This window comes from Acrocarpospora macrocephala (assembly GCF_009687865.1).
GTDB lineage: Bacteria > Actinomycetota > Actinomycetes > Streptosporangiales > Streptosporangiaceae > Acrocarpospora > Acrocarpospora macrocephala.
Map to the genome: position 1 here is coordinate 233639 of NZ_BLAE01000008.1, position 16158 is coordinate 249796.

Genomic DNA, 16158 nt, shown 5'->3' on the forward strand with positions numbered 1-16158 from the left:
ATGACGGCGAGTGACTTGACGACCTGCTTGTTCTGTTGGGTGGCCTACGGGGTGGCGTAGCCGGGGATTGATGGCCAGCGGACGGTCATGACGACGGATTCTTCTTCGGCGTGCCAGGAATGGTCGACGTTCTTGCCCCAGAGGACGTAGTCGCCCTGGTTGGACAGGAGGACGGTCTGGCCGGGGAGCTCTACGCGGAATCGGCCGCTGATCAGGATGAGTAGGGCGGTGCGGTGTTCGCCGGTCACCCATTGGGCGCGCTCGTCACCGGCAGGGTGGATGCCCCATTTGATCTCGACGTCCTCGCTGTGCCGTACGTCGTCGGGGGCTTTGAAGTGGCCCAGGAGCCAGCCTCGATCGGTTGCCGCGTCCACGTTCGCGTTGCCTACGTACACGTTCACGGGCGATCACGGTAGCAATTGGGCCGGCGCCGCGTGGCGCCGGCCTGGTGATGGTGTTGTCAGGGCATTGGGTGGGCGAGGAAGTAGTCCCAGCTGATGCCGGTGGCGTCGGGGCCGGCGGGGTCGCCGTAGAGACTGCAGGAGCAGCCGCCGGGGTAGCTGTGCCCGGCGCCGTTGATCATGTATTGGTCGACGATGGGCTGACCGGTGTTGTTGTGGTAGGTGAGTTTGGTGTAGCTGCGTCCGCCTGGAACCTGCCCGTTGTATGTGGCGTCGGGTGTGGTGTCCGTGCCCGCGACGGTGGCCCATTGCCCGGCGATGCGGTAGGCGGTGGAGGGCGCCACGGCTGGGTCGCTGGTGCCCTGGAAGATCGCGACCGGGACGGTGCGGGCACGGCTTCCCATTTCGCGTAGTGCGGCTTGGCCGGATTGCTGCGGGGTGGTGATCTGCAGCGGGTCGCATTGGTATTCGCAGCCGGCGACGAAGCTGGCGGCCGCGTAGACGTCGGAGTAGGCGACGGCCATGATGTTGGCCATGACGCCTCCGGCGGAGATGCCGGTGACGTAGACGCGGCTGCGGTTGATGCCGTACTGGCCGGTGACGCGGTTGGTGATGCCGGCGATGATGGCCGGCTCGCCGCGACCGCGGTGCTGGTTGCCGGACAGGATCCAGTTCCAGCAGCCGGCGGGGTTGGCGAAGTTGTTCTGGTCGGGGAAGACGACGGCGAAGCCTTCCTGTTCGGCTTTGGCGCTCCAGCCGGACAGGAGGTCGAAGCCGACGTCGTTCTCGGTGCAGCCGTGCAGGGCGACCACGAGTGGCAGTGGGGTGCCAGGACGGTACGACGAGGGCAGGTAGCCGTGGTAGTCGCGGACGCCGAATACCGATACGTAGATGCCGTGGAACAACGTTCCGCCGGCGGCCTGCGCGGGCACGGTGAGGGTTGCTGCTGCGGTGGCGCTGGCGATGACGCAGGCGGCCAGTGCACGCCACCACCGGGCAGGGGTGAGTGCCATGTTCCGCTCCTTCGTTGCGAACGATCGTTTGTTCGGCAAGCATCAGAGTGGGACGCGGCCGTGTCAAGATGACGACCAGGTTTCGTTCGCGTGACGTGCCTGAGTCTTGACGTTCCCTGTCTACGGACATGAGACTGTGACAAACAGTCGTTCGTTAGGGAGCTGCGATGGATGTGTTGACAGGGCGGGAGGCGCGAGGCCGCGTCGCCGGTGACGGTGTGGAGCTGGCGTTCGGGTTCTGGCCCGGTCGGGGCAAGCCGGTGGTGGCTTTACACGGGATCACGGCGTCGTACGTCAACTTCGTCGGCATCGCCGAAAGGCTGGCCGGGCGACGCCCGCTGCTGGCCCTGGACCTGCGTGGGCGCGGGGACAGCGGCAAGCCGGAAGGCCAGTACGGCATGGCACAGCACGCCCGAGATGTCGCCGCGGCGATGGACGCCTTCGGCCTCGATGATTGTGTGATCATCGGTCATTCGATGGGCGCCTTCGTGGCCGCGGCGTTGGCAGCCGAGCATCCGGGGAAGGCGGCCGGGGTGATGCTCGTCGACGGGGGACTGCCGCTGCCGGCGCCACCCGGGGTGGATCCGGTCGCACTGCTGGACACGGTGCTCGGGCCGCAACTGGCCCGGTTGCGGCAGCAGTTTCCCAGCCGGGAGTCCTATTTCGACTTCTGGCGGCCGCTTCCGGCATTCCCGGCGGCGGCGTGGGGGCCGTGGGTGGAGGCCTATCTGGACTACGACCTGGGCGGCACCGAGCCACAGCTCATGCCGAAGGCCGCGGAGGCCGCGGTGCGTGGTGACTATCTGGACACACTCAACGCCGAGGCACTGCGGGAACGCCTGTCGGCGATCAAGGCACCGGTGCTGATGCTGTCCGCGCAGGAAGGCTTCTATCCGGGGCAGCCGCCGCTGTACGGCGAGCCGGTGGTTTCGGCGGAAAGCGCGGCGGTGGCCCGTTTCGAGCATCAGCTGGTGCCCCACACGACGCACTACACGATCGCGCTGGCCGATCCTGGCGCCACCAGCTGTGCGGACGCGCTGGTGGAGTTCGCCGGCAGCTGCGGCAAGTGATCGAGGGTACCGGCCATGATGGACATTCCGCTCAACATCTGGACCCTGTTCGCGTCGGCGCAACGGCATTACGGCGACGTCGACATCGTCACCAGCCACGCCGACGGCTCCAGCCACCGCTACACCTACGCTGAATTCGCGCAGCGGTCACAGCAACTGATGCACGCTCTGGACAGCCTTGGCCTGCCGGTGGATGCGGTTGTGGGGTCGCTGGCGTGGAACACCTACCGGCATCTGGAGGCCTATTTCGGTGTCCCGGGCAGCGGTCGTGTCCTGCATACCCTCAATCTGCGGTTGTCGGCGCGGGAACTCGCAGCGGTGATCGACCATGGCGGTGACGTGGCGATCCTGGCCGACCCTGAGTCGATTCCGTTGCTGGAAGACGCCTACGCCGCCGGCGGGCTGCTCAAGGTCAAGCACATCATCGTGCTGGCCGGGGAGGCGCCGGAGGCCGACCTGCCGGGCTTGCTGGCGTACGAGGCGCTGATCGCCGACCAGCCGCGGCAGTACCCGCGCACGCCGTGGGCTGAAGACCGGCCGCTGGGTATCTGCCACACCTCCGGCACCACCGGCCACCCCAAAGGTGTCGTCTATACGCACCGGTCGACGGTGCTGCACGCCCTCGGCGTCGCCTCCGGCGCCGGGTTCAGCCTCGGGCCCGGCGACTGTGTGCTGCCGGTTGTGCCGATGTTTCACGGTAACGCGTGGGGTGTTCCGTACGCGGCCGCCATGGTCGGGGCCAAGCAGGTCTTCGCCGCCGGGCCGTTCACCGCGCAGCGCATCATCGGGCTTCTTCGCGAGGAACAGGTCACCGTCACCGCGGGCGTGCCGACGATCTGGATCGACGTCGCCGCGCACCTGGACGGCCCGAAGCCGTTGCCTGATCTGCGGCACATCATTTCCGGCGGAGCGCAGCCGCCCCGGTCGCTGATCGCCCGGTACCGGGCTGACTTCGGGATACCGATCCTGCAGGCGTGGGGCATGACCGAGACCTCACCGCTGGCAAGTGTCGCCTGGCCCAAACATCATCTGCGCGGTCTTCCAGACGAAGAGTTCATCGAGCAGGCCGCGTCGCAGGCAGGGCTGCCGGTGCCCACCGTCGAGCTCGTCATCCGCGACAGCGACGGAGCAGACGTCGACTGGGACGGCACCCAGATCGGCGACCTGTATGTGCGTGGACCCTGGGTCGCAGACGGCTACCTGCACGGCGATGGCGCGCATCAGTTCCACGGCGGCTGGTTTCACACCGGAGACGTCGCCGTCGGCTCGCCTGGCGGCTACTTCCGGATAGCAGACCGCACCAAAGACCTCATCAAGTCCGGTGGCGAATGGATCTCCTCAGTTGACATGGAAGCCGCGCTGATGTCCCTCCCGGACATCGCGGAGGCAGCCGTGATCGCCATCCCGGATGCCAAGTGGCTGGAGCGGCCGTTGGCCTGTGTGGTCACCCGCGACGGTGGCGTACTGACCCTGGAGCAGATCCACGAGCACCTGACGTCACATGGCTTCGCCCGCTGGCAGCTGCCGGACCGCGTGGAGTTCCTGGATCAGATTCCCCGCACCAGCGTGGGCAAGTTCGACAAGAAGGTGCTGCGAGTACGGTTTCCCGCCTGAGCGTCCTCAGGTGGGGCATACGAACGAACGGTTGGCTAGGTGCGCAACATGTTACGTGCGAGGCTGGCGTACTGGGCGGCCAGTTCATCGATGGTGATGCCCAGCTCAGGGTTCCACCATTCGGCGACCCGGATACCCATGGCACCGATCGCGGCAACCCCGATCAGCGGGTCCACCTCGGCGCTGAAATCGCCGAGCTGCTGGCCGCGGTTGATCACATCCATGAACAGCCGCTCGGACTCCAGGCGGATCCCGGTGATCTCATCGCGAGCGGCGCCTTCAAGCGCGCCGAGTTCGCGATTGGAAACCCTTGCCAGGAGCGGGTATTCGGCGTGCATCCGCACGTGGGCCCGGGTGAGAGCGGCGATCTGGTCGCCTGGGTCGGCGCCGCATTCCAGCAGCGCCTGGCGCAGCCGGTCACGATGCTCGGCATGCCCGAGGCGTAGCAGCTCGGCGAGCAGGTCCGCCTTCGCCGGGACGTGGGAGTAGATGGAACTCGGGTGGATGCCGACACCGGAGGCCAGGTCCCGCACGGAGACGGCGTGATAGCCGCGTGCGGCGAACTGGCGCACCGCCTCCTCCTGGATCCGGCGCAGCGTTCCGGCTGCTTTGGCACGCGGCGGAAGCAGCCCTTCCGCGCCTTGCGCGGGCGGCCCGGCGGCGCTGATCTCGGTCAGCAGCCGGTCGGTGTCGGCCGGCTTCGCTGGGCGGCGCCGGCGACTGCCATTGGCCTGTTCCGTCACACCCGTACTCCTTCGATCTGATCTGCCCGCTCCACCTTGACACACGGTTGGAGGCGGCATCAAACTCGGCAGCCAAACGATCGTTCGTACGTAGCTTTCGGAAGGGGCTGGACATCATATGAGCCGCACCTATTTGCCGGGCCGGATGGCGGCCGTGGCCGCCCTGCTCGCCGTGGCAGCGGGATGCACGAGCCCGGACTCCGCACCGCAGCCCGATGCGCCGGTCAAGTTCGGGCTGATCTCCACCACGTCCGGGCCGCTCGCCGCGTACGGGCAGCAGTATTTGCAGGGCTTCGAGGCCGGCCTGCAGTACGCCACGAAGGGCACGGGCAAGGTCGGTGACCGCATGATCGAGGTCACCCAAGTCGACGACGGCGGCGACCCGGCCAAGGCGGTCGCCGCAGTCAAAGACCTGGCCGGTAAAGGTGTCAAAATCATTGGCGGATCGACGTCGTCGGCCACCGCACTGCAGGTCGCCACGGTGGCCGCACAGAACAAGATCCTCAACTTGTCCGGTCCTGCGGCTGCGGATGCGATCACTGGAGTGAACCGGTACACCTTCCGTACGGGCCGGCAGACGTTCCAGGACATTGCTTCAGCCCAGTCCTACCTTTCGGCAGCCGCCGGCAAGAACGTGGTGGTCTTCGCTCAGGACAACACGTTCGGCCAGGGCAACCTCGCCGCTGTCAAAGCGGTGATGGGCGCCTCCGGTGCCACGGTCGGCAGTGTTCTGGTGCCTGAAGCCACCACCGAATTCACCCCGTTCGCCATCAAAGCCAAAGAGACCAAGCCGGATCTGCTGTTCGTCGCGTGGGCCGGCACGACAGCCACCGCGATGTGGCAGTCACTGCAGCAGCAAGACGTGCTGTCCGCCACCACAGTGGTGACCGGGCTCGACGCACCGCAGACCTGGCCGGCGTTCGGGCCCGCTGGCGCAGAGATTTCCTTTGTGGCGCACTGGGTCGACGGCGCCGCCGACAATCCCGCCGCCACGGCGCTCCAGGCCGCACAGGGCAACACTCCGGGCGGAGTGTTCGGGCCGGACGGGTTCAACCTCGCGCTCATGCTGGTGCGGGCCATCGAACAGGGCGGTGGCGACGACCCGGAGAAAATGATCGCCAGCCTGGAGGGGTGGTCGTTCGACAGCGTCGCCGGCAACTTGACGGTCCGAGCGGCCGACCACGCGCTGCTTCAGCCCGCGTTCCAGGTCAAACTCACCGGCACGGCGCAGGCGTACACCGCGCGGATCCTCAAAACCCTGTCGGCGCAGGAATGCGCCCCGCCCGTCACCGCGATGAAAGGCTGACACGTGACCGGCACCGCACCGCTTCTGAGCATGCGTCAGCTGTCCTGGTCGGTCGGCGGTATGTCCATTGTCGACGACGTCAGTCTGGACGTGGCGGCGGGTGAGTTCGTCGGGGTGATCGGCCCCAACGGCGCCGGGAAGACGTCGCTGTTCAATCTGCTCACCGGCCTGTACAAACCCGTAGCCGGAAGGATCATGCTGGCGGGGCGTGACATCACCGGTCTCGCGCCACACCGCCGGGCCCGGCTGGGGCTGGGCCGCTCCTTTCAAGCCTCGGCCATCTTCGCCTCGATGACCGTGCACGCCAACGTGCAGCTGGCGTTGCAGGCCGCGGCCGGCGGCCTGAGGTCCCTGCGCCGCACCAGCGACGACCGGATCCTGCACGTGCTCAGCGACGTGGGGTTGTCGATGCTCGCGACCCGTCCAGCCGGTCTGCTGTCACACGGCGACAAGCGCAAACTGGAGATCGCGATGCTGCTGGCGGCGGCTCCCGCCGTGCTGCTGCTGGATGAACCGCTGGCCGGCGTCGCGACCGCCGACATCGACAGCCTCACCGAGGTCATCGCCGACCTGGCCGCCGGCGACAGCGGGCGCGCCGTTCTCATGGTCGAACACGACCTCGACGTCCTGCTTGGACTGTCCACGCGGGTCGCGGTCATGCACCAAGGGGCCCTGCTGGCCTACGGCAGCACCGCCGAGGTGATGGCCGATCCGGCCGTCCAGCGCGCGTATCTCGGGGCTGCCACATGACCGGATCCTTGCTGCAGGTGCGTGGCCTGTCCGTGCGCGCTGGCAGCCTGCAGTTGCTCCATGGCATCAGTTTCGACGTCGCAGGCCATGGCACCACCGTCATCCTCGGCCGCGACGGTGCCGGGAAGACCACCACCTTGCGCGCGATTCTCGGCCAGCTCCGCAGCTCTGGAAGCGTCTGTTTCGCCGGCCAGGAGGTGGCGAACATGCCCACACATGCCTTGGTGCGCATGGGCATCGGCTATGTGCCTGAAGACCGGCGCGTGTTTCCCGACCTGACGGTGGCCGAGAATCTGCGCCTGGCCGAACGGGACCGGCCCGACTACGACCGCGTCTACACCCTGTTCCCGGATCTGGCGCAACGTGGCAAACAGCGCGCCGGCACTCTGTCCGGTGGCCAGCAGCAGATGGTGTCGCTGGCTCGCGCGCTGCTCAACGACAACCGGCTGCTGGTCATCGACGAGCCGACCAAAGGACTTTCCCCCGCCGTGGTCACCACGGTCACTGCCGCGCTGGCGGCCGTGGCGCGAACCGTTCCGGTCCTGCTGGTGGAACAGAACCTGCAGGTGGTGTCCGAACTGGCCCACGGCGCGGTGGTTGTCAACGCTGGCCGTCTGGCCTGGACCGGGAACACGCGTGCGCTCCTGCACGATGCGCAACTGACCCGAACCCTGCTGGGCGTGGCGGCCCGCCGACCATGACTACCATCGTGCTGCTCGCCGTTACCGGCCTGGGGCTGGCGGCCTTGTACTTTCTGGCCGCCAGCGGCCTGACCCTCGTCTTCGGACTGGCTGATGTCCTCAACCTCGCCCACGGCCTGCTGGTATCCGTAGGCGCGTACACCGCCTGGGTGACGGCGACAAGCCTTGGTGGCAGCCACCCGTCCACCCGGGACATCGCTATAGCCGTCGTTGCCGGCACGGCTGCTGGGGCGCTGGCGGCCACCGTGGTCGAGGTGACCATGATCCGGCCGCTGTACCAGCGCACCTTCGAGCAGATCCTCATCACCGTAGGTCTGTCGCTGGCCGGTGTCGCGCTGCTGCAAATCGTGTGGGGCACCCAACCGCTGACCTTTCCCAAACCGGCCTGGACCGCCACCGTCAGCACCATAGCCGGGATGGCCGTTCCCAATCACAGCCTCATCCTCATCGCCGCCGCCGCCACTGTCCTGATCGGGCTGACGCTGTTTCTGCGGCACACCCGCATCGGCCTGATCGTGCGTGCCGGGGTGCAGGACCGGGAAATGGTGATCGCCCTCGGTGTCAATGTGCGGACCGCGTTCACGGTCGTGTTCGCCATCGGCGGTGCCGCCGCAGCGCTCGGCGGCGCACTCGGCGGCATCTACTTCGGTGCCATCGACCCGTCCCAAGGCGCGGCGCTGCTCATCTTCGCCATTGGCGTCGTCATCATCGGCGGCAAAGGATCCATCACCGGGACCGCCGTCGCCGCAACCGTCGTGGGCCTGCTGCAGCAGTTCGTCAACTACTACGCCGCCGCCGGGGCAGGCGACTTGTGCGTCATCGCTTTGCTGGCTGCGGTGGTGCTGGTCCGTCCACAGGGTCTGGCCGGAGGGAAAACCGCGTGAAATCCCTGCTGCACCGCGCCTGGCCTGTTGCCGTAGCGGCCGTCCTGGCGATCCTCCCGTTCTCCGCGGTCGATATCCCGGTGCTTTTCGACGGGCCGTTCGCCCAGCCGGGAACGCTGCAACTGCTGGCCATGTGCTTGATCTTCGCCGGGGTGGTGCAAAGCTACGACCTGCAATTCGGCCGTACCGGCTTGATGTCGTTCGGCCATGCCCTGTACTTCGCCGCGGGCGCCTACCCCACCTGCGTGCTCGTGCGCGCCGGATGGCCACTGTGGCAAGCCGCGGCAGCCGCACTCTGTGCGGGAACACTGCTCGCCGTGGTGCTCGGGGCGATCGCCCTGCACACCGATGGCATCGGCTTCGCCATGGTCACCCTCGCCTTCGCCCAGGCCGGAACCCTCACCATCACCCTCAACCCCGCTGGTCTCACCGGCGGCGACGAAGGCCTCGTCCTCAACGGTCCCGGTCTTCCCGCCTGGCTGACCGGTGTCACCAACACCGCCAACCTGTACTGGCTCGCTTTGGCCTACGTGTGCGCCGCCGTGGCCGTCGTCTGGCTCCTCATGGCCTCACCAGCCGGGCGGATCATCACTGGCGTCCGCGACGACACCCGCCGCGTCTCCGTTCTCGGCCTGAACTCTTACGTGGTCAAGCTTTCCGTATTCACCCTGTCCGGTGTGCTGGCCGCAGCCGGCGGCATCGTCTACGTGCTGACCACCGGAGGGGTGTCACCGCACGTCGCCTCGACCGCATTCACCCTTACCCTGCTGGTCATGGTCGTGATCGGCGGGCCAGGGACCCGCTGGGGACCAGTGCTCGGCGCCGTCGTCTACACCTACCTCGACCAGCGCCTCACCGCCGTCTCCGGTGCGGTCTCGGTCTCGCCTGGCACCCCGGGATGGCTGGCCGGCCTCCTGTCACAACCCTTGCTGCTGCTGGGAATCGTGTTCATCCTGCTGGTCTACTTCGCACCAGGAGGACTCTCCGCGCTGCGGCCACGGAAATCCTTCGGTAGAACGGATACCACTCCGCCCGGCGATTTCCAGAAAGCGCGGCGCCGCGTCGCGAAGCTTCGCCGGTGATCTTCTCTTTACCGGCGGGTACGGCAGATACCCGCTCCTGGTCACACGGCAGGATGTGCCGTCGCCGGCGGCTTGCAGGCTGCTTTCCATCAGGCAGACACCGCCCGGTCGAACCGGGCGATCACCTCATTCGCTGGTCCACGGCCGACTGGCTAGTCAGGCATGCGCAGGAGGCCGACGAGCGAGCCCTGGGGCCTGGGGCGCCTGCGGCTGCCCAGGCACGCGGATTCAGATGGTCCGAAGCAACTGAACAGCGTCTTCGGTCCGCGGAACGACGTGGTAGGCAGTATGACCCAGGTTGGGTGAGGCCTGGCGGTTGATCCAGATGGTTCGGAGTCCTGCCCTGTTGCCGCCCCTGGACGGATCCGGCACGCCGAACCCGTCCGGCAACGACGCGCGGGGCGGTTATGCGAGGCGGATTGAGCCCTTCTTGACGGTGATTCGCTTCTTGGGGAGGGACTTGGTGGCGGGGCCTTGGACGACGTGGCCGTCGGTGATGGCGAACTTGCTGCCGTGGCAGGGGCAGTTGATGGTACGGCCGCTGACGCTGGCGACGGTGCAGCCCTGGTGGGTGCACTTGGCGGTGAAGCAGCGGAAGACGCCCTTGCTGGGCTGGGTTACCACGTATCTGGCACTCTTGACTTTGATGATCTTTCCGCCGCGGAGCGGGATGTTCTTGGTCTTGGCCAGGAAGGCGCCCTGCGCGGCTTCGGTTTCGGTGTCGGCGGTCGCGGGTCTGACGAGCGCGACGGCTGAAGTGAGCGCGGCGGTGAGACCGCCGGTAAGGCTGCGGAAGATGAACTTGCGGCGGGAAGTTCCCGGTTCCTCCATGGAAGTGCCCTTCTGATCGCACGAACACGGATGCCCCCGTACCGGTGAACGGACGCCGGGATGATGTGGTTCATAGTGGTTTGAGGCGAAGGCGCAGAGTGGTCTCCGGGGTGTCGGCGACGGTGAGGGTGCCGCCGTGGGCGTGGGCGATGTCGCGGGCGATCGCCAGGCCGAGCCCGGCGCCACCGGCGTCGCGATCGCGGGCCTCATCGAGGCGGGTGAATCGGTCAAAAATGGATTCGCGGTGTTCCGGGGGGATGCCGGGGCCGTCGTCGATGATGTCGAGGGTGGCGTCAGGGGTGAGACGCACGGTGATCGACGATTCGGCGTGACGGAGGGCATTGCTGAGGAGATTGGTGATCACACGGGTGAGGTGCGCGGGGGAGGCGTTAACGAGCACATCGGGCGCTATATCCAGAAATATCGGGATCGGTGGGCGGATGATCTCTTCTGCGGCTGGTTGGCCCGCGGCTTCTGCGCGTCCTCGATCTCGGCGATACGGTCCACGGCGGAGGGCCTCTTCCATGGCTGATTGACCGGGTGCGGCCATCGGTTCGGTCGCGAGTGCCGACCTGCGGTGGAGGGTCTCTTCTGCGGTTGGCTGGCCGGGTGTGGCCGTCGGTTCGGTCGCGAGTGCCGACTTGAGGCGAAGGGTCTCTTCTGTGGCCAACTGGCCCAGGTCGACCTCTTGGGTGCGCAAGGGTTCGCCGGCGTCCAGGCGGGCCAGGAGCAATAGGTCGGCGGCCAGGGTCTGGAGCCGGGCCACATCGGTCAGGGATTCGCGGGCCAGCTCGGGTGCGGCGCGTTCGCCCAGTTCAAGGCGGGTACGCAGGGTGGCTATCGGGCTTCGCAGCTCGTGCGCGGCATCGGCGACGAATCGTTTGTGGTGTCCGACCGCGGTTTCCAGACGGTCAAGCGTGGCGTTGACCGTACAGGCTAGGGCGTTGATCTCGTCGCGGCCGCTCGGCACCGGAACTCGTTGGTGCAGGTCGCGTGCCGTTATGTCGGCGAGTTTGGCGGTAATTCCGGATACGGGAACCAGGGCTTTGCTCATGAAGAGCCAGGTCAGCACCGCTACCAGGATCAACAGGGCCGGAATTCCGAAGATCAGCAGTGTCCGAAGGGCGGTCAGGGCGCGTTCGGCGGGCTCCAGCGAGGCTCTCCCGTGGATCACCAGCATCCCGGACTTGGTCGCCACCGTCTCCGCGACAACGACGTAACCCTCTTCGGCCCACGCCTTGCCCGGCGTCCCCGCCGGCAGAACCTGCACGTCCGGATCGAGTACCGCACTGAGAGGTCCCTCCCCAGGCGTGGTGATTGTGGTGGAAGGTCCCGTCACGCCGGAGAGAGGCAACGCTGGAGCTGCGGCCACACCTATATGCCCCGCCGCACTGGTCACCCGCTTCGCAGCCAGGTCAGTCGCGCTCCTCTCCAAACTCCCCCGCAACACCCCATTCAGCACAGACGCCGCCCCCGCCAGCGCCACCGCAACCACCAAGGTCGCCACCACAGTCGCCCGAACCCGCAACGACCACCCCCCAACCAGCCCTTTCGCCGACCACCCTCGGACCAGCTCTTTCGCTGACCGCCGTGGAATCAGCCCTTTCACCGGCCATCGTGGGACTGGCCACTTCACCGACCGCCGTGGCACTGGCCTCTTCGCCGGCCCGCTGACCAGCCCTTTCGCCGACCGCCGTGGGACTAACTTTCTCGCCGCCCATCGTGGGACCAGCTCTTTCACCGGCCATCGTGGGACTGGCCAGTTCACCGACCGCCGTGGCACTGGCCTCTTCGCCGGCCCGCTGACCAGCTCTTTCGCCGACTGCTGTGGGACTAGCTTTCTCGCCGCCCATCGTGGGACCAGCTCTTTCGCTGACCGCCCCTTGATCAGCCTCTTCATCGGCCTGCCTCCAGCCGGTATCCGGCGCCTCTGACCGTCGTCAGGGTGGTACGTCCGAAGGGTGCGTCGATTTTGCGGCGAAGTGCGCTGACATACACCTCGATGATGCTGGGGTCACCGTCATAGGCGAAATCCCAGGCTTGAGCGAGGAGTTCCGCTTTCGAGACGACTTCCCCTGGTCGGCGCGCGAGTGCGTGCAGCACGGCGAACTCCTTCGGGGTGAGCGGAATTGTGGTCTCCCCCCGGCGGCACGTGAGGCTCGCGGGATCCACAACCAGATCCCCGACCGTCAGAGCAGCCGGGCGTTCTCGGCCTCCCCGGCGGATCAGGGCACGAAGCCGCGCCAGGAGCACGACGTACGAAAAGGGCTTGGAGAGGAAGTCGTCAGCCCCGGTATCGAGGGCTTCGGCTTCGTCGTATTCGCCGTCCTTGGCGGTGAGCATCATGATGGGCGTCCAGTTCTCCGCATCGCGGAGTTGCCGGCACACGGCGTACCCATTGAGACGCGGCAACATCACATCCAGCACGATCGCGTCATAGGCATTCTCACCGGCCAGCCAGAGACCTTCTACGCCATCGTTGGCGATATCAACGGCGAAGCCCTCCTCGGCCAGCCCGGTCTTCATCAGGTCGGCCAGCCGCCGCTCATCTTCCACCAACAGCACGCGCATGCGCTTCAGCGTGCCCGAACCCACCTAAAGTCAGCCTGAAGATCACTTCAGGCGCCTTAAGCTCCATTTCAGGTACGACCCGCGAATGTGGACCCACCCAATCAGAAGGAGTCCGCATGCGCCCGAAACGCGTGCTCATCGTGAGCGCCCTGGCGATCGCCCTCGCCACCACCCTCACCGGCGCCGCCAACGCCGACGAACCCACCCCCGACTCGACCTCCACCGCCGTCTGCGGCGCAGCCAAGGGCGAAGGCAAGATCGTAGTCATGCAGCTCAAGGACGGAAGGGTCTTCGTCAACGGCGAAGAGGTCGACGCCGTCCCCGCCATCCCGGCGATCCCCGCCCAGCCCGGCGATGCCGCACCAGGTGCCCTTCCCGACTCGGTGGCCTTGACCGTCCCCTCCGGCGCCCCAAACGCACCGGACGGATCCCCCCAATTCACCGTGACCACCGAGGCTGGCGCCGTACACATAAGCGGCAAGGCCGCCCCAACAAACGAAGACGGCACGACCGAACTCCCCCCGCCACCCCCCGACGCGATAACCCACGCCTCGATCTGCGCGAAACCGGCCGAAGCCCCCACAAAGTAGCCAGCCCGCCAGGTTCCTCGCCGTTATCCGGCGCCGTTTACGCCTGAGCCGCTTCCCACCGCACCGGCGCCAAAAGGGGCTTGGCCATGGCGACCGCCCGCCCGGCAAGCGCCTGTGCAACATCAAGGTATGGCTGACCTGGCCGTGCCTGCAGATGGGCGATGGTCTACTCGGCAAGGATTGGTAGAACGTCGGAGTCGTGTCTGAAGCTGGGCGACGGCCTACCCGGCAAGGATTGGTAGAACGTCGGAGTCGTGTCTGAAGCTGGGCGACGGCCTACCCGGCAGGGGCTGGTAGAACGTCGGAGCCGTGCCCGAAGATGGGCGACCGCCCTTGTGCAACATCAAGGTACGGCCGGTATCCAACCGGCCGTACCTGGAGATAGAGGTCTACGGCTTTTTGCCGGGGACCTCGTCAGTCCGCTTGTTCAGCTTTTCGCCCATGGAACCCATGGATTCAGCTGTCTCGCCGGCCTTGCTCTTCGCCTCGTCCGCGCTGCTCTTCATCACTTCCGCCCAATGCTGGGCATTCCTGCGATACATCACGAACCCAGCCGCTCCCACCGCAAGCCCTGCGAAAAGGATCATTGTCGGCCAGGAGCGTGACTTCGCCTTCATCGGTGTCGGATCCACCCGACGCGCCGCCTGCGCGAGCAACATGCTCAGGCGTGGCGCGAGTTGATCCTCGACCGAGTGGGCCGCATGGTCTAGCTTGGGTGCAGCCCAGAAACGGGCGTCTTCCAAACGGTGGTACGCGCCCTCGCGGGCGCTGCTGGCCATCGGGCCGACCCTGTCGGCTGCCCGCACGGCCTGGGCCTTCATGCGGCCCGACCACGTCGTTGGTATCACCATTTCGACGCGGCGTCTTCTGAGATTTAGGGACACGGCAAACCTCCCCTGTGGTTGGGGCCCCGTTGCGTCCCCTTCCCGCCTGACTAGCCCTCAATCCTGGCCGGGCTCCGCCGGGAGCCTCGATACCCTGTCATCGGAGAATGAACACCGAGACCGGAACAATCACCGACCAAGGGGGCGGCTTCACATGGCTGAGAACCTCGTCGCGAATCTGCGCACCAACCATGGCACGATTCGCGTCAAACTCTTCCCGAACCACGCGCCCAAGACCGTGCGCAACTTCGTCGAGCTCGCCGAGGGCACCCGGGAGTGGACCCACCCGGAGACCGGCGCCAAGACCACCGCCCGCCTCTACGATGGAACGATCTTCCACCGGGTCATCGGCGGATTCATGATCCAGGGAGGCGACCCGCTGGGCCTGGGCATCGGGGGCCCGGGCTACGACTTCGACGACGAGATCCACACCGAGAACATCTTCAACCGCAAGTACCTGATGGCCATGGCCAACGCGGGCAAGCGCCTCGGCCGGGGCACCAACGGCTCGCAGTTCTTCATCACGGTCGGCCTCACGCCGCACCTGAACCAGGGTCACACCATCTTCGGCGAGGTGATCGAGGGCACCGACGTGGTGGACGAGATCGCCCGTACCGAGACAGACAGCCGGGACCGGCCGCTCAAGGACGTCGTGATCGAATCGGTCACCATCGAACGTTCCTGACCCACGCTGAACGCCGCCCTGGCCGCTGATCTCGCGGCCAGGGCGGCGTCTTCGTGTGGCAGTCTGTGGATAGACCCCTTTGGAAGGACCCCATGACCACCCAGCCACCCTCGATGCAACCGGGTGCCGAAGCGGTCCCCACCTGCTACCGGCACCCCGAACGAGAGACCTACGTCCGCTGCCAGCGCTGTGACCGCCCGATCTGCCCCGACTGCATGCGTGACGCCGCCGTCGGCTTCCAGTGCGTGGAGTGCGTGCGGGACGGGAACAAGGGCGTCCGGCAGGCGAAGGCGGTGTTCGGCGGCGCCGCGGTGAGCGTGCCCCGGGTGACCTGGACGCTGCTGATCATCAACGTGGTCGCCTACTTCGGGGAGATCGTGCTGGGCGGCGACTTCGTCAGCGAGTTCAACACCTCGCCCGGCGACATCGAGCAGGGCGAGTGGTGGCGGCTGCTCACCGGCGCGTTCCTGCACCTGCGCCCGACCGGCACGTTCGCGATCACCCACATCCTCTTCAACATGTGGGCGCTGTGGGCGATCGGCCCCGAGTTGGAGCGGCGGCTCGGCCATGTGCGGTTCGCGGCGCTCTACCTGCTGTCGGCGCTGGGCGGCTCGGTGGCCGTCTTCCTGTTCAGCATCTACCCGTCGGTCGGCGCGTCCGGCGCGATCTACGGCCTGTTCGGGGCGCTGTTCGTGGTCTCGCGGCGGCTCGGCTACGACGCCAGGGGCGTGGTCTGGCTGATCGGCATCAACGTGGTGCTCACGTTCCTGATTCCGGGGATCAGCTGGCAGGGCCACCTGGGCGGCCTGGTCGTCGGCGTCCTGGTGTCGGCCGTCTTCGCGTACGCACCCGAGAAAAACAGGAACACGATCCAGCTGGCCGGCGCCCTGGTGATCCTGGCCGTCCTGGTGGCGGCCGTGGTCCTCGGCGATCCGTACGCGCTGATCGCGGAGATAGAACGCAGGTTCGGCTAGGGTTCCGGGCTGTTTCCCCAGGCTGTGGATAAAGCCTGTGGAAAGTTCCAGCCCGGAAC

General features: G+C 66.9%; 17 protein-coding genes. 10 read left to right on the top strand and 7 right to left on the bottom strand.

What is annotated here, in order from left to right:
• Positions 1-44: 44 nt before the first annotated feature.
• On the bottom strand, positions 45-395 hold the full coding sequence (locus Amac_RS08055) for a cupin domain-containing protein (RefSeq protein ID WP_218040940.1): 351 nt from the start codon (positions 393-395) through the stop codon (positions 45-47).
• A 65-nt stretch (positions 396-460) separates the two neighbouring features.
• On the bottom strand, positions 461-1414 hold the full coding sequence (locus Amac_RS08060) for an extracellular catalytic domain type 1 short-chain-length polyhydroxyalkanoate depolymerase (protein ID WP_155353677.1): 954 nt from the start codon (positions 1412-1414) through the stop codon (positions 461-463).
• Positions 1415-1581: 167 nt separating this feature from the next.
• On the opposite strand from Amac_RS08060, the gene Amac_RS08065 reads away from it, so the two are divergent.
• Together Amac_RS08065 and Amac_RS08070 are read left to right on the top strand one after the other, a co-directional pair.
• A complete protein-coding gene (locus tag Amac_RS08065) occupies positions 1582-2484 on the top strand; it encodes an alpha/beta fold hydrolase (RefSeq protein ID WP_155353678.1) in 903 nt (300 codons plus the stop codon).
• 15 nt (positions 2485-2499) lie between these two features.
• Entirely contained in the window at positions 2500-4098 is a 1599-nt protein-coding gene (locus Amac_RS08070) for a long-chain-fatty-acid--CoA ligase (RefSeq protein ID WP_155353679.1), read from the top strand.
• A gap of 35 nt (positions 4099-4133) precedes the next feature.
• On the opposite strand, the gene Amac_RS08075 is transcribed toward Amac_RS08070, so the two are convergent.
• On the bottom strand, positions 4134-4841 hold the full coding sequence (locus Amac_RS08075; protein ID WP_170322380.1) for a TetR/AcrR family transcriptional regulator: 708 nt from the start codon (positions 4839-4841) through the stop codon (positions 4134-4136).
• A 118-nt stretch (positions 4842-4959) separates the two neighbouring features.
• Between Amac_RS08075 and Amac_RS08080 the strand changes: the two genes are divergently transcribed.
• From Amac_RS08080 to Amac_RS08100, 5 genes are read left to right on the top strand one after another with little or no spacing between them, the layout of a single operon-like run.
• Complete coding sequence (locus Amac_RS08080) at positions 4960-6147, top strand: substrate-binding domain-containing protein (protein WP_155353681.1); 1188 nt, start codon at positions 4960-4962, stop codon at positions 6145-6147.
• 3 nt (positions 6148-6150) lie between these two features.
• A complete protein-coding gene (locus Amac_RS08085) occupies positions 6151-6897 on the top strand; it encodes an ABC transporter ATP-binding protein (RefSeq protein ID WP_246268141.1) in 747 nt (248 codons plus the stop codon).
• A complete protein-coding gene (locus tag Amac_RS08090; RefSeq protein ID WP_155353682.1) occupies positions 6894-7598 on the top strand; it encodes an ABC transporter ATP-binding protein in 705 nt (234 codons plus the stop codon). Before Amac_RS08085 ends, Amac_RS08090 begins: the two co-directional genes overlap by 4 nt.
• The gene (locus tag Amac_RS08095) at positions 7595-8482 is read left to right on the top strand and encodes a branched-chain amino acid ABC transporter permease (RefSeq protein WP_155353683.1); all 888 of its coding nucleotides are present in this window, start codon (positions 7595-7597) and stop codon (positions 8480-8482) included. The genes Amac_RS08090 and Amac_RS08095 overlap by 4 nt, the downstream gene beginning before the upstream one ends.
• Positions 8479-9564 carry a branched-chain amino acid ABC transporter permease gene (locus tag Amac_RS08100; RefSeq protein ID WP_218040935.1) on the top strand — a complete coding sequence of 362 codons (1086 nt, stop codon included), beginning with the start codon at positions 8479-8481 and terminating at the stop codon, positions 9562-9564. Before Amac_RS08095 ends, Amac_RS08100 begins: the two co-directional genes overlap by 4 nt.
• Positions 9565-9969: 405 nt before the next feature.
• Here the strand turns inward: Amac_RS08100 and Amac_RS08105 are convergent, their stop codons facing one another.
• From Amac_RS08105 to Amac_RS08115, 3 genes are all read right to left on the bottom strand, one after another.
• Positions 9970-10395, bottom strand: a complete 426-nt coding sequence (locus tag Amac_RS08105; RefSeq protein ID WP_155353684.1) for a Rieske (2Fe-2S) protein — start codon at positions 10393-10395, stop codon at positions 9970-9972.
• 70 nt (positions 10396-10465) lie between these two features.
• On the bottom strand, positions 10466-11665 hold the full coding sequence (locus Amac_RS08110) for a sensor histidine kinase (RefSeq protein WP_170322381.1): 1200 nt from the start codon (positions 11663-11665) through the stop codon (positions 10466-10468).
• A gap of 626 nt (positions 11666-12291) precedes the next feature.
• Complete coding sequence (locus tag Amac_RS08115) at positions 12292-12990, bottom strand: response regulator transcription factor (RefSeq protein ID WP_246268142.1); 699 nt, start codon at positions 12988-12990, stop codon at positions 12292-12294.
• Between the two features lie 92 nt (positions 12991-13082).
• Between Amac_RS08115 and Amac_RS08120 the strand changes: the two genes are divergently transcribed.
• Positions 13083-13556: a hypothetical protein gene (locus Amac_RS08120; protein ID WP_155353686.1), complete on the top strand. Its 474-nt coding sequence runs from the start codon at positions 13083-13085 to the stop codon at positions 13554-13556.
• 389 nt (positions 13557-13945) lie between these two features.
• Here the strand turns inward: Amac_RS08120 and Amac_RS08125 are convergent, their stop codons facing one another.
• Entirely contained in the window at positions 13946-14335 is a 390-nt protein-coding gene (locus Amac_RS08125; protein ID WP_155353687.1) for a hypothetical protein, read from the bottom strand.
• A 259-nt stretch (positions 14336-14594) separates the two neighbouring features.
• On the opposite strand from Amac_RS08125, the gene Amac_RS08130 reads away from it, so the two are divergent.
• Together Amac_RS08130 and Amac_RS08135 are read left to right on the top strand one after the other, a co-directional pair.
• Positions 14595-15125, top strand: coding sequence for a peptidylprolyl isomerase (locus Amac_RS08130; protein WP_155353688.1), 531 nt, complete (start codon positions 14595-14597; stop codon positions 15123-15125).
• Between the two features lie 92 nt (positions 15126-15217).
• The gene (locus tag Amac_RS08135; protein WP_155353689.1) at positions 15218-16099 is read left to right on the top strand and encodes a rhomboid family intramembrane serine protease; all 882 of its coding nucleotides are present in this window, start codon (positions 15218-15220) and stop codon (positions 16097-16099) included.
• The last annotated feature ends 59 nt before the right edge of the window (positions 16100-16158 follow it).